Raw genomic sequence first — 20,199 nt, 5'->3', positions numbered from 1 at the left:
GAAGAGGATCTTAAAAAGAGCGAGTAGTTACACTACACCATTGGTTTTCATAAATAACCAGCCATTCTACTACCATGCGTTGCTCGCTTTTTATTGTTTGGGGCACTGTTGTCCTACTTCTAAAATTATCCCTTTTTGCTCATGGCCAAACCACCGCTACACTTACTGGCTACGTGGGAGATGCCACCACGGGAAAGCCCATGCCGTTTGCCAACGTATATGTGAATGGTAGCACGCGAGGAGCGGTGACCGACGAAAAAGGAGCATTTACCCTCGTTGGAATTCCGCTTGGTACGGTTGAAATTGTAGCTTCTTTTATTGGGTACGAACCCGAAAAACGCACGTTTAGATTTGACAATGCCTCTCCCCAAAAAGCTGATTTTCGACTAAAAGCAAGCGCGCAAACCTTAGAAACGGTAGTAGTACGGGGCAATCAAAAACAACGAGAACAACACCTTCGTCAGTTTAAAAAAGAGCTTCTAGGCGAGCCATTTGGTGGGCAGTGTCAGCTTGTCAACAGTGATGTGCTGTATTTTAACGAAGAGAATAACCACCTGTATGCGACGGCCAACGAGCCGTTAATGATTGAGAATCAAGCACTGGGCTACCGATTGGTGTACGATTTGCAGCATTTTGATGCTGCGGCTTCAGGAAAGACCTACTCGGCGGGTACTGCGCGTTTTGAAGAACTAAAACCCGAAAGCGAACGGCAAGCCAATCGGTTTCGGCGCAATCGGTTAGCGGCTTACCAAGGCTCTATTCGGCATTTAATGGCCAGTTTGGTCGATAATACGTTTGAGCAGGCGGGCTTTATGGTGTTTCAAGAAGATGTCACTAAACCAATTCCCGCAGACCGTAAGTCTATGACGCTCGCCGCCGCAATCAGCGACTACAAGCGTTTGATTCCAGTCAAGGCTGCTACGTTGATTCAACCAGGAAAGTTACCGACTGAACGCCGATTGGTTTCGTCCATGAAGCTCATTGTATTTTATAGGAATGCTTCTTCAAACTTTTCGCCTTATCCCGATGCCCGTTACGAATACACCGAAATATCGCTTCCCAGCGGAAGCCTACAACTGGCTACCAATGGGGTGATTACTAAGCCTGAAGGAATGGTGGCGCAAGGTTCGATGGGCGATGACCGACTCTCGACGATGTTGCCCGCCGAATGGCAACCCGAAGCGAATGCGAAGGAGTCATTGACAAACGATCCGTTGGCGATGCAGGGGAAAATTGCACTACCTGATTCCAGCCTAAAACGCATTACTGCGGCTTTCAGTGAACGGTTTAAATTGCTGGCTCCCACCTTGTTTGTACACATTGATAAACCCTTTTACGCCACAGGAGATCGGCTTTGGATGAGTGCATACTTGCTCGATGCGGTTAATCATCAGCGAGCCAGCGGGGAAACGGCCATCCATGTGGACCTGCTTACACCAGCGGGGAAACAGGTGCAGCACCAGTGGGTGCGTATCGTGGAAGGGCGTGGCGAAGGTAATTTTCGCTTGTCGGATACGCTTATGACGGGAACCTATCACCTGCGCGCCTATACCGACGAAGACGATGCCCAGCACCGCCCAGCGTTTGAGCGGTCGGTGATGGTCTATAATCTGCTTCGAAATAGCAACGCATCCACGCCTAATGATACTGTATCTAAGCTATTAGACGTGCAAATTTTACCAGAAGGTGGTCGTTGGATTTCGGGATTACCAGCGCGTTTGGGCGTGAAAATTCTACAGCCCAATGGCCACGGCTTGGCTATTGCGGGACGTATTGTTGATGATCTGGGAGTGGAAGTCGTTGGGTTTAAAACCAATCAACAGGGGATGACCAGCGTGTTGCTAGAGCCCAAAGCGCAGCGGACTTACTATGCCAATTTAACCTACAACAACCAGCCGCAGCGTGTTCCGTTGCCCAAGCCAGAAATGGAGGGGCTTGTACTTTCGGCGGATGTAATGAGCGATACTACCCGTTTGGTGTTGACCATAAGGAGTTCGAAACGTACTTCACCCGATTCGGCCTATGTGGTGATTCAGCAGCACGGTCGGGTGATTGACCAGCGAAAAGTTTTGTTGCAAAACGGAGTAGCGAAGCTAAATCTGCCCGTAACGGCTTGGCCAGCAGGGTTTACACAAATCACCTTGTATGACGCCGTCGGTAAGGCCCACGCCGAACGATTGGTATTTGTCCCCGAATCCACCGCGTCAGTACGAGTAGCGGTGAGTTTTAACAAAAACCGTTATCAGCCACGCGAGCAGGCCATTTTGAGTATCAATTTGAGTGATAATGGAGCACCAGTGCTGGCTGCTTTATCAGCCTCGATTACCGATGCCGACCAAGTGTTTGATGATACCGCCGAAGCTAACATTCACACCCACTTATTGCTGACGGGCGAGCTTCGAGGGCGTATCGAAACCCCCAATCAGTATCTCAAGAATCGCTCTACCGAAACCCTTCAAGCACTGGACGACCTACTGTTGACGCAGGGCTGGCGACGCGTTAGTGGTACGCCCGAAACAGAACAGTTCGGTGGCGTATCGCTCAAAGGCCGTATTCTAAACGCTAAAAATCAACCTATTCCTGGGGCGAAACTCACGGTAGTATCGACAGGCACTGGCAAATCCTTTGTAGGAACGGCAGGGGCTGACGAACAGGGGCGCTTCCGTCTCGTAGGAATGGCGGTGACCGATACGCTACAGTTAATGGTGCAAATTATGGATGGAAAGTCAAGAAAACTTTCCGCCAAAGAAGCCTTTTTGGCCTTAGAAACGTCGAGTAGTCAATGGGAATCTGGGCGCATAACTGCGGCACCCGATTGGTTAACGTTGCGGGCAGAATCGAAAGCGGCTCAAATTCGGCAGGAGTCCAACGCTGATTTTTACCGTGACAAAACGGTTCAAGTCTTACAGGAAGTGACGGTTCGAGCGCGTAAAATCGAAGAAAGACCTGAGGATATTCAACTGCGGAGTTTGCACAATGCGGCCGATGCCGTTGTTGTGTTCGACGACAAATCGCCCGTTTTTCAAAATCTGTACGAAATGATTCAGGGACGGTTGACGGGCGTGACCGTTCAACGAGAGGGGGTGTCCCAAGCGCGTAGCTACAAGGTATTTATGCGGGGGGTAAATAGTTTCAAAAGTGGTATGCAACCCTTGTATTTGATAGATGGCGTGCCCATTGAGGACCGCGATGGAACGGCTTTGCTGTATTATAACGCAGGAGACATCGAACGCATCGAAGTGCTAAAAAACGCAGGTACCACTGGAACATACGGGGTGCGGGCGGGCAATGGGGTCATTGCTTTTTACACCAAAAACGCTCGGACTATGCAGAAAAACTCCAAAACGAATGAAGGAATGACGCCAATTCAGTTCATTGGTTATCCGTCGGTACAACGCGAATTTTATGTGCCCCGCTACGATGCAGAGGCAGCAATAGGAAGTACTTCAAAGGTGGATTATCGGGATGTTTTATATTGGAAACCCCTGATGCAAACCGACGGACAGGGACGCAGTCAGTTGCGTTTTCCGCTGTCAGACGTAGTGCGGACGGTGCGTGTGGTCATACAGGGGGTTACCACCGACGGTCGTCCAGTGGTGGGCGTTCAGTTAATTCGGGTTCAATAATAGAGGGATTTATTTACCCCTAACGGGCCTAGGCTCACCTCTATGGTTCATTTTTTTTCCGAGTTGGTATAAATGTTATCAACTCTTTAATTCTTTGATTTTTGCTTTAATGTATTCCTCTTTGTTCTTCTTCACTTCTTTGAGTTCCGCTTTTTTGTCCTTGTTAATGTCATAATATTTTTCAGCCCATATTCCAATCATTAAGGGCAGAAAGCAATTAAGTCAAATTACGACTTTGATTGAAGCGGGGAAAATTCGTCCTATTGTAGATAAAATCTTTCCTTTTGAGCAAACGAATGAGGCAATGGCTTATGTGGAATCGGGCCGCGCAAAAGGGAAGGTTGTTGTCAAGGTGAAATAGTTTATCTCTGCAGGGTGCTTTGTAAAATGGCAGCTTTACGTTTCGGGTATTGAAGAAGTGGGGTTAGAAGGACAAAAGCCCAATGTAGGGCTAATGTTGAAAGTAGCACAAGGCTGAATTACTTACGTCAGCCACTTTTTTATAATCGCATCGGTGAACCGATACAATGTTGGTGCTGCTGTCGCACTGGCGACCCCATTCTTTCCCCAGTTAAGTGTCCATGTGTAAAAAGTCCCCAAGTGTTTACTTACCAGTAAGTTGTCGCTGAATAGACTTAACAAAGTCCACTGTAACACCAGCCACTTTTGCGATTTTGTCAAGGGGAAAATCCGTCTCTGTCAAGAGGTTCTTAACAAACTTCATTTGTTCACGTTCTTGTCCACGAAGATAGAGAACGTCTCTTTCTTCTTTGATATATTCTGCGATGCTGTCCATAGCGGTTTTTAAATTTAGTTCTAAGTTACGAAGTTGAGCCAACACACGCAACTGATTAAAGTATCTATTTAACGAAAAATCTCCTCTGGTAGTTTCTTTGATACGCACAAGTATCTGTTTTAGTGCATTTTCTGGGTTTTCGCCCTTGAAATTTGCCAAAATGCCTAATATGATTTCTTCAGGTTTGTCCGAACATAGGAAAATCTGGTAATCAAGTGTCGCAAGCGAAACAAGTGGATAGCTGAATTTCAACCGTTCTCTGTCAAGTTCGGTTGGCATTTTTGGATTGTCCGCCCCAAGAAAAATGACAAATTGCTTTACAGGTAACTCATATTTCCTTTCAAGCATGATAAAGTATTCTGCCATTCGATAAACCATTTTTGGTTCATCTTTCACTTGAAATTCAATTTGCAATACGAAAGTATCACCTCTGGTGTCAGTTACTTTTTTGAGTACGTCGGGTTTTCGTTCTTTGGTGTGTTGAATGTCATCAGGCAGTTCTTCCATAGAAACAGCCGTAATTTCGAGTACATTTTGCATGATACTTGAAATTACGGCTTCGATATTCTCTTTAAAAATTTTGTCGTATTGTGCGGGTTGCCGCTCACTTGATTGGCGTTTTTTCTTTTTTGCTTCCATGAAATAAAATTAATGGTAATGAAGCATTTTTGAAAGAGAAATTATTGTTGGCCTGAAAAGCAGAACGCACGCTGGGTAGGCCGTTATAGTGGATTTTATAGGCCATTAATTAGATATGCTACCGAAGCTTTCATTCAAGACCGTCCTTCATCTTTTTCATGGCTTGGCTTTCAACCACCAAGAGACCTTAGTTATTGGCTACAGCTTTTTGTCTCATTTTTGAATGTCAATTTTGTCAATAATTGCTGAATAGTACTTTTCTAACATTTTTACGTTTCCAATTCTTTCAGATGTATTTCCATCATTTTTATCAGTATAAATAAGCCATTTATGATGTAATTCATTGAATATTTTTGTGCCATTTTCTGTCAAATCATTGTTCAAAAAGCGCATATGAAGTATTCTACCTTGTTTATCTATTGGGTTAATTTTTAAAAGACCTTTGTCATAACAAAAACGTAGAAAGGTGATATGTAAGTCATATATTTTTTCGATAGTGTCTGAATAATTTTTATTTACTTTGAAAAGATAAGAAATGTCGATAACGAAATCTTTTTGGAAATATAAATCGTCATATGTCGTTCTGATTGCTTTTTCTAACAATTCCTTATCCTCTGTATCTTCGATATAAATTAGCTTGTAATATCCCCAATCAAAAGATTTTTCTTGAACTGCATTTGGAAAGAGTTTATTCAAATTTTCCGTCGATACTAATAGCAGTTTATTGTCATAAAGTACACCTATTCTTTTTCCATCTTTATACAAAACATAGTCGCTGAACATCTGTTCAATCATTATATTGTACACGCCTTTCGTTTGCTTGTATATAAAGTCTGCGTATTTTTTTGTCGTCATTTTTTTACTAGACATTGTCGGTCTTTAAAGTTGCAGCCAACTCCTAAAGTGGCGCAATTTTATACGCCTTCTCTGCAATATAAACACTTTAGAAGTAAAATACAAATTTTGAAATTGTTCTTGTAATGTATTGATTTTTAGTGTTTTGTGTGATTGTTTTAGTTCTTGATATATGCTTAAACAATCCAATATCCGTATTGCGTGTTGTGATAACTGGGCATCACGCCGCGACCTATGTGGGGTGCGTTGGTATTGGCCTTACCTCTTTTTGGAAAAAAATGTGTCATTTGAAAAAAGAGATTTTTTTAATTTTGTGCGTGCGATAGAGCACCAAATTAAACCATTCTAACTTATAATTGCGAACCCCTTATTCGACATTCTGCCCCGCACGGGCGGTCCCATCAACCACTCGACACTCCCTATGTCTCTCACTACTCTTGGACTCGAACTACCCACCGACCCCCGCTGGGTAAACATTGCCGAAATGCAATTGGAAGAAATCCTGATTGACCACGCTTATTGTGAGCAAAAAGCCGCTTCGGCTTGTATTTCGATGATTGTGCATTTTCCCGAAAAAGAAAAATTGGTCGAAGTAATGACGCCAGTTGTTGCCGAAGAATGGGCGCACTTTCGGATGGTATTGAAAGAACTCAATAAGCGTGGCTATAAACTCGGGCGCGCTCGTAAAGACGAGTACGTCAACCGTTTGCAAGAAGTGGTGAAGAAAAAAGGTGACCGTGATGAAGTATTTCTCGACCGCTTGTTGTTTTGTGCGCTCATCGAAGCCCGAAGTTGTGAGCGGTTTAAATTACTGTCACAACATATTTCCGACGAGGGACTACGGAGTTTTTACCATGAGTTGATGGTTTCGGAGGCAGGGCATTACCGAAACTTTATCGAATTGGCCGAAGAATACCTCCCCGCCGAAAAAGTACGCGAACGCTGGAAACAACTCTTGGCCGAAGAAGCCAAAATCATGCAAACCCTCGAAGTGCGCGGTGACCGTATGCACTAAGTGCTAGAACTAATCCAAAAATCAGCTATGAAACGTTTATTGTGTTTGTTTTTTGTGGTGCAAAGTTGGGCAGTAAGTGCCCAGAACTGCGATTGTCGGACCAACCTTGACTCCTTAATTCAAAAAATAAGTACTGACTACGCGGGCTATCGCGATAAAGTTAGCACTTCCAAAAACCGTCTTGCGTACGCGCGTATGGTCACGCAGTTGCGTATTCAGTCGATGCGGAGCCCGTCGAGGGCGGAGTGCTTTGATATTTTGGCCACCTATATCAACTATTTTCAAGACAAACACCTCCAAATAGGTGTTTATAACAAAGAACACGTTGCCAAAATTTTTGACCCACTTACTGAAAGTCAGGCGCGCCAGCTGACCCAAAAAGCCCTCAGTTCGTCGCCCGAAGGGATTTGGTGGCACGACGAGAAAAAGCTCAAAATTGCGATTGTAAAAGACGGAAAAACCGCCGATGCCTATAAAGGTGTTGTACTTGAAAGTGCCGATACGACCTACAAAACAGGCCAGTTGTTTTCCAAAATCAAGAAAAACGGGACATTTTACAACGTTCACGAATTTGGCAGCTATTTGCTCAGCCTCGACCCGCGCGCGAAGTTTCAAGGAAATATTTTTTATAACTATTTTCCTTGGAAAAGGCTTTTTCCACACGCTACAACCCCTGCTGAAGAACAGGAGGTAGCCACTTGGCAAAACGGAAACAAAGGCTTGGCGTGTTGGAAGCCTTCACCCAACGTGGTGTGTGTACGAATCCCCACTTTTGGAATGCAATGGAGTCAATTTGAGGCATTTATCAAAAAGAATGATTCGCTCATTCGAGCTACTCCGTACTTGATTATTGATGTACGGAACAACGGTGGTGGCAATTTCGGCATGGAACTGCTCTTGCCTTATCTATACACCAAGCCGTTTGTGGTCAAAGGAGGGCTGATGCAAGCCTCTATCAACAATAACCGTGTTTTTAGCAGCGATTACAGTAGCGACAGTACATTGTTACGAAAATTACGCCAAAATATCGGCGCGTACGTTCCCCAGCCTGATTTTCCTGTGAGCTACGAAGCGGCCTTACCCAACCCCAAGAAGGTGGTCATTTTACAAAATGCGTTGTGCGGGAGTGCCACCGAGTACTCGATTCAGGTGGTCAAAGATTTTGAAAAAGTAACTACAATGGGCGAAAACACTATGGGGATGATGGACTACGGTGATTTGCGTCAACCTACCCCCATTCCGTGTCCCGATTTTACGTTTGTGATTCCCATTGTAAAATCTTCGTGGACAGATACTGCTCCCATCGACCAAACGGGTATTGCTCCCAAAATTCAACTCAAGTCGCCTGAGTCGGACTGGTTAGGGGAGGCGGTTAAGTACCTTGAAAATCAGAAATAAGAGCTACTTTATTCGCGAATTTCTTTGCCCCGAACGGTCATTTCCCAGTCGCCGAGGGTACCGTACAATACCAACGAGCCAAAGCGAAATTTGTCCACGATTTCGGTGCCTTCTGATACGCTGTCGTAAAAATCCTTATCGACAGGAAGCTCAAATTCGATGGCGTTCATCGCGTTTCGAATATGTTTTTTTACGCTCAATGAAAAGCTAGCCTGTTTCAATTTTAGCTTGAGGATGTACTTAGGCTTTTTGGCGGCATTGAGCAAGTCGAGCTGTGCCTTCAAATCGGTGTTTTCTTTGCGCAGGCGTTCCAACTCTTCGGAGTTTCCGCAGGAGGCCAACAGACCTACGCACATAAGGGCAAATAAGAGAGATTTGAACATGAGAGATGATAGTTAATTGGTTTGTTTTTTAGTTCGAATATTGGAAGGGGCAACCCATTCGTCCCACTCATTGCCGTAATCGTTGTAATGAATATAGTGTAAACACGAATACGTTTTTAGAACTTTGGCGGGATACCATTTTTTGTCGTCGGCATAATACACTTCAACGGACGCACCTACGGGGTAACTTTTGGGACAAACAAATGGTTTTAAACGCGAAGACGCTACCCAGTCGGTTTCGTTGTTGGTATAACTGTAAAAGCGAACGTTGAATTTCTTTCCCGCGTCGCTATCAACGACAAACCCCAGCCAATCGGTGCCGTCATAATCCACTTGGACGCGCTGACCAATGCGTTTGTCTTTTTTGGGAGGAACGTTACTGCTAATAGCCCAAGTGCGTAGGGTTTCGGGAATAAAATAAGCGGCTTTTTGTCCTTCTACAATCGCCATTTCTTCGTCGATGTAGTTGGCGAGTTCACCCAGTGTAATTTTACCGTTTTGGTCGGTATCGACAAACGATTCTCCTTTTAGACCGTACAACAACGCATTGGAAAAAGTCCAGTTGCCCGTCGAGACGTTGGTAGGTACGACGGAGTTGAGCGCGACATAATTACGTTGGGGAAATTTACGAACCTCCTGTGACAATCCGCCCGAATTACAGCAGTCGGCGGTAAAGAAGGCAGTATTTCCCGCAAAATTTTCATTGACAGTTCGCACCATTTCCTCAGCCGACCAGTCGGCGCCTTGGTAGCTGGCAAAGCATACTTTTTTGGCGTCGTTTTTATAACCATGTCCGCAATAGTAAAAAAACAACACGTCGTTGGGTTTGGCTTGGCGTAAAAATGGTACCATCGCCGCCCGAATGGCTTTGGTGGTGGCTTGTTGGTCTTTGAGGTAGAGGATTTGCTCGGAAGGAACGCCTTGTTTTTGGAAAAATTGAATGATTTTGGCATCGACGCGCCCTTTTTTCTCAAAAGAGGCGAAGCTGTTGGCATCGGCCCATTCCAACACGCCAATCATACATACCCACGTACGTTGTGGCTCAAAACTTGATTTAGGCTGGGCTAGACTTGTTAGGGTAAAAATGAAAAGAAAAAAGGCTGTTTTCATTGTCTTTGTGAAACCTGTGAGGTTGGGAATGAATTACTTTAGCACAATCGGAATCTCTCGTAGTCGCATATCTTCAATAAAGCGTGCTTTGTCAAAGTCTTCATTAAGATGGATAGTTCGGACTTTCTTATTTTTCAATAAAATAAGCCCTGCCAACCACTTATCGGGCCTTTTCTTATGGATTTCTATTTTTTCAATATCTGCTAAAGACACCTCCGCTTGGGTAGTGGTTCTTCGCCTATTGACGAATATTGAAAAAGCGGCCACTCCCAACATACCCACTCCCAAAAACAGTTTGAAGTAATCGTCTTTTTTGATGCCTTCTCCCACTTTGACACTACCCAAAATCACGAAAAAAAGGAGAAAAAGTACCTCCGTTTTCCATGTTTTTTTTTCTGTATCATCAATAAAAAACTGTTGCTCTTGAATTTCCAAGACGCCATTTTCTAAGATGTAGTGTGCGTTGTTCATAGTATGTAAGCCCAAACCTTATAGGTTTTTAAAACCTATAAAGTTTCGATAAGGTTTTGTTTTAAGTAATTGATTAGTGCCTCTTCAAAATACGGAATAGCCTTATACTGAATTACTTCACGCGGAGCACTTGCCAGAACTTGGTACATCCGACGCGCGCGGTCGAGGTCTTTGGCTTCGCTGGCGAGCGTATTTTGGTAGGTATGAATCCCAAACAAAATGTAGCCCGAACGAGGTAGTCGCGTCAAAGTTTGGCGTTCTACGCGTAAGTACAATCGTTCTCCGATTGTGTCGGGGGTGAGAGTAGGTCCCACTTCTGCCAGCTCTTTTCGCGAAGCCACAAAATACTTCGACGACATATCTAACGCGTTATGAATCTTGAAATTCCAATTAAGACGCCACACGAGCCGATGGGCGATGAGGCGCTCCATGAGCTTTTGGGCGGTCAGCATCATGGGGCCAAGTACTTTGGGGATGTGCGTGTGAATGTCCAAAAACGATTTGCCAAATTTTTCCCCTAAATCCCAGTCGTTAGGGAAGCACAATTGCCCTGCTTTGAGCGAGACGGCTTCATCGTTGGCCATCAAGAGCAAATCTTCCTGTACTTGGCGACCCACCCAATCGAGGGGAGCGCAAGGAAGACTACTATTTTCTTCAAACACAAAAGACTGCTGTTCTTCCAAAAGGCGATTATGCCAGTGCCAACGGTCGCCTTCTACCGTCAACTGAAAATGCTGAGGATAGAAGGCCGCCAGCGAGTGAAGCACTTTTTCGAGCACCTCCCACTGTGCCAAATGGGTTTCGGGCAGTGCGTTGAAATAATAACCATGGTCTTCGGCAAGTAGGCGACGTTTTTCGGTTATTTCGGCCACATAGTGCGCATCAACTTCTACCAGAGGGTCGGTTTCTTTGAGAGGGAAAGTGCCCATGGTAAAAGAGTAGCGTTCCTCAAACGGAAAATAAGGCAGCAGCATGAGTGTGTAATATCTAAGCCCCTTTGGACAACGTCAAAGCAATTTGCCCCGCATGGTGGGCATTGTGAAAGAGCACATGGGAAAAGATTCTCACGCGCGAAACCGTACCAAAAAAGGGCGTATCGATGGGGTCGTTCCACGCCTCATCTGGAGTGGAATTAATGCAATTTTGCAACATATCAAACCCTTTTTGGAGTAATAAACTGCTTTCTTCAACATCATTTCCTTGGCCTTCGTCGGTGTGCCCCATCGTAGTGTTGGTTACTTCGCTGGGCATTCCTAGAAAATACCCAAACAGGTTCATGGTTTCGGCTACATGGCGATAAATAAATCCAACGGAAGCAGCCTGAGGATTAAGACGTAAATGGGCGTTTTCGGGCGTAATTTGCTGAAAGGCAAAACTGCACGTTAGTTGATTTTGTAAAAGTAAATCGGTCAGGAGTTGTTTAGGCATATTTGTAAGGGTTTACCTCACAAATATAATCATTCTTAAATAAGGGCTTAATGAGACTTGTAGAAGTACTTCTCAGTCAGATAAAAAATCTTAAAACAGTTTTTTCTTCACCGAAAACATCATTCCAAGGTTTTTGTCAAAGAGTTGACCATAATCAAACGCAATTGTGGCTTTGGTTTCGAGTCCGTATCTTTTCCAAGGGAAAATAAAAGTAGCTAGGTATGAAAATTGGTTCGCTTTGGCAAACACGTCCTTAAAGTATTCTGGGAAGTTGTTGCTGTATGAAATTCGAGTAGAGAAGCGTGTGGCCTGTCCAATGGTACCATCCAATCCTGCATGAAAGAGTTCTACGCTATTGTTGGCCACATAGTAGCCTCTTGTCAGTTTATTGACGTACGCTGGGGCAATGAGTGCGGGGTTCATGTCAAAGTAGCGGGTAAAAAAGGGTGTCCCGATGATAAAATGGTTATAAGTCCAGTCGGTGGTATATTGGGCGTGTCTAAAATAAGGGTCGGGTTCGTACCTATTACGCAAATCAGGGTTCATACTATTGCCTTTGTCAAGCGTAGTGAGGTATTCGAGGGTAAGCTGTGAAATATGAAGTCCTCGTCCTGTTTTTGCTTTGGTGTTTTTGAGACGTAGCCCATACAACCCGTCGGGGAAATTTGTAAAAGCTAGACCCGATTTATCTTCATAGGGGTGTTGGTGGTACAATAATACGTCCCAATGGGTTTGTTTGTACGAAAAAGCAAGGTCTATAGAACCCAAATGATTTCCGATTTGATTGAATGTTTCAAATTCGGAATAGCTGGTACCTTCGGGAGATTTGGCAATGGTCAAATAAAGGTAGTCTTTGAAAGACGAAGGATATTTGCCGTCGGTAAGGACTCCTTGTATGGGATGAACTGGCGTACCACCCCACTGTACATAGTGGAGCAACCCTAAGAAAAAGTTGACCTTCCAAGTGGGTTTTCCGATTCGACCGTAAAAACTTTTTTGATGTAAGTAGTAATTACGAACTGAATCTTGGCGACCAAACCAACCGTGAGAAAATGTGGCATGAAAAGCCAATATGTCTTTGGTAAAAGGGACCGAGACAAACCCTCGTGTACCAATATGAACTTTGGGAATGGGCAGGGCATTGCCCGACCAAGCGTAAGAGCCAGAGGAAAGTAGGGTATCGCCCAACCCAAAAAATTCTTTGCGACGCCCTACATAGGCTTCAAATTGGCGATGACGAAAGGTGGCAGATGCCACGGGTAAAATAACCGAAGAAGTACGCCCTACATTGGCTATAATTTCGCCTTGTAAGTGAAGTTGGGCTTTGCGGGGTTTTGTTCCGATAAAAGCTTGTGCCCCTGTTTTCACAAACACAAATGGATTGGAAAGGGGAACGCTCCCAAATTGGTTAGAACGAAGCCAAAACGGTGTATGCTGTGAGGTAGCGGCTACTCCACCCGTTTCCACAAAAAAACGAGTGGAGTCTTCTTGGGCGTTTGACGTTAACCCAAAATAAAGAACTAAAAAAAGCGTACAGATAATGCGATGATACATAAACCAACTGAATTGATACAGAATGCTGGTGCAATCAAAGGCATAAATGTACAAAATTTCTAGCGGCTGTTACGAAGGTATCACCTCAACCAATACCTCATTGCCTGCCAGATCATAATAGGTACAGGTCATTTTATCCATACAAATGGCCCATTTTTCGATGCCCGTGCCTGCGCACATGGTGATGAAAGTCATAAAATCGGTTTTGCCTTGTTGGTGTGCGACTAATTCGGCTTTAAAAAGGGGATAGTTGGGAGACGCTGCAATTGTCAAAGGAGCGTACTTGGCGGGAACAGTAGCCGTGTGTTGATTATCTCCGTGGTAGTCGATACGGCCGTCAGAAACATAGGCTTCGTAATGGGTAACGCCCAGTCCCTTAATCTCTTGAACATAAGCGGGGAAGTCGGCGCCTGATTTTACTTTGCGGTGGGCAGATTGAATTTGTTCTGTAGTAAACATTGCTTCTTGGTGTTTAAAAGTTACAGATTCATAGGTAGTTATTGTCCTATGATTACCCTGCAAAGGTGCGACAATGGACACGCCTGTGATTGTAAAAAATCGTTTTTCTACAAGAAGCGTTTAAAATTTTCGGGGGTATCGCCCGTAAATTGTTTGAAGTCTTTGATGAAGTGGGCTTGGTCGAAAAAATGATTTTCGTAGCAAATATCGGCCAGCGATTTTTGTTGGTCGAACTGAGTCAAAACGGTATTAAAACGCACAATCGACGCAAATTTTTTTGGCGTCGTACCCACAATTTTTCGGAAGCGTTTCTCAAATGGACTGGCGCTGATAAACAGCCGTTCGTTGAGTTCTTTTATCCGAATCTTGCCTCTAGTTTCGTAAATCAGTCTAACGGCTTCCACGATAAGTTTATCGGTTTCGATGTCTTTGAGTTGCGAAAGAAAAAACTGCTCTACAACTCGGAGGCGTTGTTTGTCGGTAGTGGCCGCAGCCAATTTGTCCTCAACTTCGTGGATGGTATTTTTGTCAAAAATATGCTCCAACGACAGGCTCAAATTGAAAAGTTCGTGCGTGGGCTGGGAGGCAAAATGGGCAAAACCCGTCTCGGTAAAATAGACCAAAATAGTACCGATATGAGCGGAGTTTTTAAAGATTTTGTAGGTGTCGGACATCCCCGTAATCCCCGCCGAAGCAAGCGAGTGGACGGTGTCGTTTTGGTAAGAAGTAAGCTGACCTCGGTACTGAAATCCAACCACAAGCCCCGACGACGGAAAGACTTTGTAGTCGCTTTCTTGGTCGTTTTCCGACACCACAAAACACTTAATGTACGGCTGGAGTCGGGCGGTTGGGGCATGTGTGTCGAATTTCATGGGTTACTCGGCTACTTTTTTTCGTTTGAATGAATAAACGTGGTTGCCTCTTTGGAAATCGGAATTTGCCAAAAATCTTTGGGGCGGCTTTCGTTCAAAAACTGCGGGCCGTTGGGGCGTAATGCTTTTAAAATAGGTCGAAAACGTTCTTCACTGAGCCTTACGGCGGTGCTGTCGGCGTATTCGGTCATCAAAATATAGCGAAATGCCGCCGTCGAATCAGGAGTCGTTTTTAGCACTTTATACGACGTAATAATGCCTTGTTTCTGAGCTTCTACGCGGAAAACCTGCCAGTTTTCCCGAATAAAATACGCTACTTCGGCTTCTTTGCCGTTTTTGACTTCCACAAAATCCATGATCCAGACCGATTGGGCGTTGACCGAAGGACTTACTACTGCAAAGATAAAGGCAGCGACGATTGTTTTAAGCGAAAAATAAAGGGGTGATTTCATGGGAGACTACTCTTGTTGGTTTTTAAAACTTGGTGATTTTTTGGCAAGAGTAGGGTTAAAAATCCCTGTAATCGTCAAAAATGGTAAGATTGGACAAGATTTAGCTGCTTTTTCGACGAAATTCGCTGGGACTTTGTCCCGTAAATTTTTTAAAAGCGTTGTAAAAAGAAGCCCTCGTCCCAAACCCAACATCGTACCCCACGGCTTCAATCGTTGTTTTGTAAAATTGCTCCGAGCACAGTAACTCTTGGGCAGCTTCAACGCGGAACTTATTGACAAAATCGTTGAAACTCATTCCTTCGCCCTCGTTCACAAGTTGAGAAAGTTGGTTTTCGTTAATGCCCATTTTTTCTGCCACTTCTTTTAGACGCAGTTTTTCGTTCAAAAACAGTTTCTCGCCTCGCATCAAGCGGTGAAGTTCCTGTTGCAATTGGGCTTTTTGAGCATCAGCGAGGTTAGACTTCGCATATTTCGGAAGCATTACTTGGTACGTAGGTAAGTCGGACTGGCTTAGGAGTTTGATGCAACCTGCCATCAAAAAAAGAGAGATAATTTGGTAGGAAAAATACTCGTACTGGGGATAGGGCAGGAGCCAAATCAGCGCCGACGAAAGCAGATAAAGGGCATAGCCCGCGAGCAACAGTAGTAGCCAGCGTCGGGTAGAAACGATTTTGGGCAAAGAAGTCGGTGAGGAGATGGGTCGAAAACGCCACCATTTATAAACCGATAGAAAAAAATAGCCAACGGCGAATGACACAGTAATGCCCGCAAATGCCAAAAAGTTGGGGGCAGGGTCGGGGAGGGCTTGCTGGAAAACAAGCACTTTGTCGCGGGCGCTTAGTGAATAAAAAGGCAAGGTATAAACCAGCAACAGAAGCGTAGGAGCAAAGTGTAACCATTGAACTTTTTGCCATTTCAGTTGTGGGCGAAACAAAAAGTAAAAATACAGGTAAAATGTGACAGGGCGCAGTAATCCGAGCGGGTGGTTGAGTTTGAGTAAATGGGGGAAGTGTTCAAGTAACCGATTGAAATACAGGTTTTTGAGGAAAATGCTAATGAAACAGTTAATCAAAAAAGCGATGAGGAAATAGTTAGCGATGGACGATTGTTGTTTGTTTCTCAACCAAACGCCTATGGCCACCAAAAGCGCAATACCTCCCCCCATCAAAATACTAAAATCGCTTATGGTGAATTTCATTGGTTGACGTAAATGGCTGTTTGCCTAAATCGCATATACACGTTCTAGGGTGTCATTGATTCTGTCAGTTAGGATTTCTACAAGTTCTTCGTCCATGTACTCGTAATCGTCGGGAATGGCCAATACCTCGATGGTAGGAAGTTCCAAATGCCTGTAAAGCTCCCTAATTTTTGATTTATGTTCGTATTCCATCACCAACACTAAATCAGCCCAATGCAAATCATTTTCGGAGATTTTTCGGTTGCTTTTGGGACTTAATCCTGCCGAACGGATGCGAATACGATTGTCGTTCAAAAACAAATGCTCTGCGGTTTTACTCCGTTTCTTGTTTTTGCCACAGATAACCAGCACGTTAGGATTGTCAGTCATATTGTTAGTTTGGGTGTACGAATAAATGCAGGATTTGTTAGTAATCCTTTTAAAACACATAGAGAATATTAGAATAAACACATAGTAAACATAGACCTTTAGATTTGTGTACTATGTGAAAATACTATGTGGCCTATGTGTTTATCTTTATTCTATTACCCAAGTCGAGTGGTTATCGCTGATTTCATTAAAGGTAAATGAGCCATGAGTAGTTGACATAAAACTTAGGGTGTTTAAAAGGGTTCTATCTTCCTATAAATCAACCTGCCAACTCTTTTGATATGCTCAATGAAATCTGGATAGGAAAGTGCAGGGAAATTGACTAAATCGACTCGGTAGGGTAACGAACTTTCGGGCAACTTTTAAGTCGGAGACGTTAAGCCACCCCGTCCCGACAGAACGTCGGGACGGGGCAAACAAAATTAGGCTTCGGCCTTTTTGGTGGACTTTTTAAAGCTTTTGAGCCCTTGAAGTGGTGTATAGTGGTCGCTTTTGCGCGGGTAATAGCCCGTGCCGTTGTAAGGGCGTTTGTTGGGCGCACACTTGCAGGCATCAGAGCAGGCGCCTTCCATTTTCCAGCCGCAATCTTCGCACATCGGTACGTGGATATTGCACTCGTTGTTGGCGCAGTTGACCATGCGGTCGGAAGGCGTCCCACAAACGTAGCAAGTCGAAATCACTTTTGGATTGACTTGGTTGACGTCCACCGTGAGGCGGTTATCGAACACGTAACATTTTCCCTCAAAATCTTCCCCTCCCGCTTCTAGGCCGTATTTGATGATACCTCCGTGAAGCTGATAAACGTTGTCAAAACCTTGGTCGAGGAGGTAAGCGCTGGCTTTTTCGCACTTGATACCACCCGTACAATAAGTAACAATCTTCTTACCTTGGCCTTTGAGGTGCTCAATCTCTTGAATATGCTGCGGCAACTCGCGCAGGTTCTCCATGTCAAACGTAATCGCTCCTTTGAATTTCCCAACGCTGTGCTCGTAGTTGGAGCGCATGTCAATCACCACCAAATCAGGGTCTTCTTTGAGCAATTGTTTAAACTCGTCTGGTTCTAGGTGTACCCCTGTTTGTTTGAGCGGGTCCACGGGCAAATCTGAGTTGACAATCTCTTCCTTGAGGCGTACGTGCAGTTTTTGGAACGTATGACTTTCGTGGTATTCCACTTTGAAGTCGATACTCGCAAAACGTGGGTCGGCTTTCACCCACTGCATGTAAGCTTCGCAGTCTTCGACTAGCCCCGATACAGTACCGTTGAGCCCTTCGGGAGCAATGATGATGCGCCCGAGGAGGTTGTTATTGACACAAAACTCGTGCTGCGCATCACGGTAAGCCTGTGGGTCTTCGATGGGCACGTATTGATAGTATAAAAGAACACTGTAAGGTTTCATTTGACTCATAATAAGAAGTACAACATAAAGCTGAGTTCTATTTTTTCTGTGGTATAGTTAGAAATTGAAAATCAGCAAATAACGTTCCTGCAAAATTACAAAAAACTTAGGAGCTGGCCGAGAAGTAAGGGCATGAGTCAGAAAAAGTATAAAAGTCTGACTATATTCGCATACTTTTTATGAAAGTTTTCGTCTAAAAATCGATACCACCACTTAAAACTTTATCATAACGGTTTAACTCTACCCTATCATGCACATTGCAATTACTGGAAACATCGGAGCTGGTAAAACTACGCTCGCTCGCAAACTCTCAGAACACTACAAGTGGGGAGTTTTGTACGAAGCCGTAGAAGGAAATCCTTACTTGGCCGATTTTTATGAAGACATGGCGCGTTGGTCGTTCAATCTTCAGGTGTTTTTCCTCAACAGTCGTTTCTCGCAAGCCCAAAAGATTCGCTCGATGCACTATCAGACGGTGATTCAAGACCGTACGATTTACGAAGACGCGTTTATTTTTGCGAAAAACTTGGCCGATTCTGGCTTGATGGAAACCCGTGATTATCAGAACTATTTGATGATGTACGAAACCATTACCAATGCCATCAAAGCCCCCGATATTATCGTGTACTTGAAGGCAGATTTGCCCAAACTTCGTCGTCAGATTCAGAAACGTGGACGTGAATTTGAACAAACCATTAGCGATGAATATTTACTCAATCTCAATGGATTGTACGAAAATTTCGCCGATACGTACATCGATGGTACGCTGTTGACCATCGACGTCAACGACCTTGATTTTGAAAATAACCCCGATGATTTTAACTACATCGTCACCGAAATGAACCGTACCTTAGGGTATCGGTAGGGTGTGTCGGTCGGGTTGTGAGCAACCCGACTCACGTGCAGAGGGTTGCTCACAACCCGACCAACGACAAACTCAGTAAACAAAAAAGGAAGCCTCGGCTTCCTTTTTTGTTGCAGTACCAAGCGATGTCAAACCTAGAAATCAGCGTCGAAGCTAAGGGTTTGAACATCACGCTCTTTGCTAGAGTTTTTCACCCCAGGTTTTTGGTACTCACCCACTTTCTTCTCGAAGAAGTTGGTTTTTCCTTGGAGCGAAATCATGTCCATGAAGTCAAACGGATTGGTTGAGTTGTAAATTTTCTTCAACCCCAACGATACCAAAAGGTGGTCGGCCACAAATTCGATGTATTGATTCATCAAAGTGGCGTTCATCCCGATGAGCGAAACAGGCAAAGCATCCGTAACAAACTCTTGCTCAATTTCTACGGCGTCGCGGATGATGCTGTAAATGTCTTCTTCTGGCAATTTATTGATAATGTGGTCGGTATAAAGCAAACAAGCAAAGTCGCGGTGCAAGCCTTCGTCGCGCGAGATAAGTTCGTTTGAGAACGTCAATCCAGGCATCAAACCACGTTTTTTGAGCCAGAAAATTGAGCAAAACGAACCTGAGAAAAAGATACCTTCCACGGCTGCAAAAGCGATGAGGCGCTCGGCAAACGAACCATTAGAAATCCAACGTAACGCCCAATCCGCTTTTTTCTGCACGCACGGAATCGTTTCGATGGCGCGGAGCATACGGTCTTTTTCGATAGGGTCTTTAATATAACTATCAATCAATAACGAATACGTTTCGGAGTGGATGTTTTCCATGGCAATCTGGAATCCATAAAAGCACTTAGCCTCAGCGTATTGTACTTCACTTAGGAAGTTGACGGCCAAGTTTTCATTAACGATACCATCGGATGCCGCAAAGAAAGCCAAAACGTGCGAAATGAAGTGTCTCTCGCCGTCGTTGAGGTTTTCCCAGTGTTGAAGGTCAGACGCAAGGTCAATCTCTTCGGCCACCCAAAACGTTGCCACGTGGTTTTTGTAAAACTGCCAAATATCGTGGTGTTTGATGGGGAAAAGCACAAAGCGGTTGGGGTCTTCAACCAACAGAGGTTCTACAGCGTTGGCGACTTCTAATTGTGACATAATATTGCTAGATGTTAAAGTTTATCGGGTATGTTAGCGAAACAAATTTACCAACTTTGACGGACTGTGTCATTGACGTAGCGCACCTCCTTTTCAAGTAAGTAAAAAAATACAACCACCGTTGGTGCTAACTTGTTTCATTTGAGCTAGTTCCGAAAAGTAAATTCTTGATATTTTTA

General features: G+C 44.3%; 20 protein-coding genes. 5 read left to right on the top strand and 15 right to left on the bottom strand.

Features of this window, described 5'->3' with window-relative positions:
• Positions 1-74 precede the first annotated feature (74 nt).
• Both DTQ70_RS17345 and DTQ70_RS17340 read left to right on the top strand, forming a co-directional pair.
• The gene (locus DTQ70_RS17345) at positions 75-3,626 is read left to right on the top strand and encodes a carboxypeptidase-like regulatory domain-containing protein (RefSeq protein WP_122931977.1); all 3,552 of its coding nucleotides are present in this window, start codon (positions 75-77) and stop codon (positions 3,624-3,626) included.
• Between the two features lie 235 nt (positions 3,627-3,861).
• Positions 3,862-3,987, top strand: coding sequence for a zinc-binding dehydrogenase (locus DTQ70_RS17340; protein ID WP_229599961.1), 126 nt, complete (start codon positions 3,862-3,864; stop codon positions 3,985-3,987).
• A 243-nt stretch (positions 3,988-4,230) separates the two neighbouring features.
• Here DTQ70_RS17340 and DTQ70_RS17335 read toward each other — a convergent pair whose 3' ends face one another.
• Together DTQ70_RS17335 and DTQ70_RS17330 are read right to left on the bottom strand one after the other, a co-directional pair.
• Complete coding sequence (locus tag DTQ70_RS17335) at positions 4,231-5,061, bottom strand: hypothetical protein (RefSeq protein ID WP_122931976.1); 831 nt, start codon at positions 5,059-5,061, stop codon at positions 4,231-4,233.
• A 213-nt stretch (positions 5,062-5,274) separates the two neighbouring features.
• Complete coding sequence (locus DTQ70_RS17330) at positions 5,275-5,916, bottom strand: hypothetical protein (protein ID WP_164490086.1); 642 nt, start codon at positions 5,914-5,916, stop codon at positions 5,275-5,277.
• Between the two features lie 421 nt (positions 5,917-6,337).
• On the opposite strand from DTQ70_RS17330, the gene DTQ70_RS17325 reads away from it, so the two are divergent.
• Both DTQ70_RS17325 and DTQ70_RS17320 read left to right on the top strand, forming a co-directional pair.
• Entirely contained in the window at positions 6,338-6,931 is a 594-nt protein-coding gene (locus DTQ70_RS17325; RefSeq protein WP_122931974.1) for a tRNA-(ms[2]io[6]A)-hydroxylase, read from the top strand.
• Positions 6,932-6,958: 27 nt separating this feature from the next.
• A complete protein-coding gene (locus DTQ70_RS17320) occupies positions 6,959-8,329 on the top strand; it encodes a S41 family peptidase (RefSeq protein ID WP_122931973.1) in 1,371 nt (456 codons plus the stop codon).
• Between the two features lie 8 nt (positions 8,330-8,337).
• Here DTQ70_RS17320 and DTQ70_RS17315 read toward each other — a convergent pair whose 3' ends face one another.
• The 12 genes from DTQ70_RS17315 to DTQ70_RS17255 all read right to left on the bottom strand — a co-directional run bounded on the left by DTQ70_RS17315 (position 8,338) and on the right by DTQ70_RS17255 (position 18,022).
• Complete coding sequence (locus tag DTQ70_RS17315) at positions 8,338-8,712, bottom strand: hypothetical protein (RefSeq protein WP_122931972.1); 375 nt, start codon at positions 8,710-8,712, stop codon at positions 8,338-8,340.
• A 12-nt stretch (positions 8,713-8,724) separates the two neighbouring features.
• Positions 8,725-9,822: an agenet domain-containing protein gene (locus DTQ70_RS17310; protein WP_122931971.1), complete on the bottom strand. Its 1,098-nt coding sequence runs from the start codon at positions 9,820-9,822 to the stop codon at positions 8,725-8,727.
• Between the two features lie 33 nt (positions 9,823-9,855).
• Entirely contained in the window at positions 9,856-10,293 is a 438-nt protein-coding gene (locus DTQ70_RS17305; protein WP_122931970.1) for a hypothetical protein, read from the bottom strand.
• Between the two features lie 35 nt (positions 10,294-10,328).
• Positions 10,329-11,267 (bottom strand): DUF3445 domain-containing protein, encoded by a 939-nt coding sequence (locus DTQ70_RS17300; RefSeq protein WP_229599960.1) that lies wholly within the window; start codon positions 11,265-11,267, stop codon positions 10,329-10,331.
• Between the two features lie 13 nt (positions 11,268-11,280).
• On the bottom strand, positions 11,281-11,721 hold the full coding sequence (locus DTQ70_RS17295; RefSeq protein WP_122931969.1) for a DinB family protein: 441 nt from the start codon (positions 11,719-11,721) through the stop codon (positions 11,281-11,283).
• Between the two features lie 90 nt (positions 11,722-11,811).
• Positions 11,812-13,275 carry a capsule assembly Wzi family protein gene (locus DTQ70_RS17290; protein ID WP_122931968.1) on the bottom strand — a complete coding sequence of 488 codons (1,464 nt, stop codon included), beginning with the start codon at positions 13,273-13,275 and terminating at the stop codon, positions 11,812-11,814.
• A 69-nt stretch (positions 13,276-13,344) separates the two neighbouring features.
• Positions 13,345-13,734 (bottom strand): DUF1398 domain-containing protein, encoded by a 390-nt coding sequence (locus tag DTQ70_RS17285; RefSeq protein WP_122931967.1) that lies wholly within the window; start codon positions 13,732-13,734, stop codon positions 13,345-13,347.
• A 107-nt stretch (positions 13,735-13,841) separates the two neighbouring features.
• Positions 13,842-14,606, bottom strand: a complete 765-nt coding sequence (locus tag DTQ70_RS17280; protein WP_122931966.1) for a helix-turn-helix domain-containing protein — start codon at positions 14,604-14,606, stop codon at positions 13,842-13,844.
• A gap of 11 nt (positions 14,607-14,617) precedes the next feature.
• Positions 14,618-15,058, bottom strand: a complete 441-nt coding sequence (locus tag DTQ70_RS17275; protein ID WP_122931965.1) for a hypothetical protein — start codon at positions 15,056-15,058, stop codon at positions 14,618-14,620.
• 100 nt (positions 15,059-15,158) lie between these two features.
• The gene (locus tag DTQ70_RS17270; protein WP_122931964.1) at positions 15,159-16,256 is read right to left on the bottom strand and encodes an AraC family transcriptional regulator; all 1,098 of its coding nucleotides are present in this window, start codon (positions 16,254-16,256) and stop codon (positions 15,159-15,161) included.
• Positions 16,257-16,280: 24 nt separating this feature from the next.
• Complete coding sequence (locus DTQ70_RS17265; RefSeq protein WP_122931963.1) at positions 16,281-16,625, bottom strand: protein-tyrosine-phosphatase; 345 nt, start codon at positions 16,623-16,625, stop codon at positions 16,281-16,283.
• 422 nt (positions 16,626-17,047) lie between these two features.
• Positions 17,048-18,022 (bottom strand): rhodanese-related sulfurtransferase, encoded by a 975-nt coding sequence (locus DTQ70_RS17255; RefSeq protein WP_122931961.1) that lies wholly within the window; start codon positions 18,020-18,022, stop codon positions 17,048-17,050.
• A 250-nt stretch (positions 18,023-18,272) separates the two neighbouring features.
• Here DTQ70_RS17255 and DTQ70_RS17250 point away from each other — a divergent pair, with 250 nt between their 5' ends.
• Positions 18,273-18,887 carry a deoxynucleoside kinase gene (locus DTQ70_RS17250; protein WP_122931960.1) on the top strand — a complete coding sequence of 205 codons (615 nt, stop codon included), beginning with the start codon at positions 18,273-18,275 and terminating at the stop codon, positions 18,885-18,887.
• Positions 18,888-19,021: 134 nt separating this feature from the next.
• Here DTQ70_RS17250 and DTQ70_RS17245 read toward each other — a convergent pair whose 3' ends face one another.
• Positions 19,022-20,020 (bottom strand): ribonucleoside-diphosphate reductase small subunit, encoded by a 999-nt coding sequence (locus tag DTQ70_RS17245; protein WP_122931959.1) that lies wholly within the window; start codon positions 20,018-20,020, stop codon positions 19,022-19,024.
• Positions 20,021-20,199 lie beyond the last annotated feature (179 nt).

The sequence above is a fragment of the Runella sp. SP2 genome, from assembly GCF_003711225.1.
Lineage (GTDB): Bacteria > Bacteroidota > Bacteroidia > Cytophagales > Spirosomataceae > Runella.
This window is presented reverse-complemented; position numbering and strand designations above follow the sequence as displayed.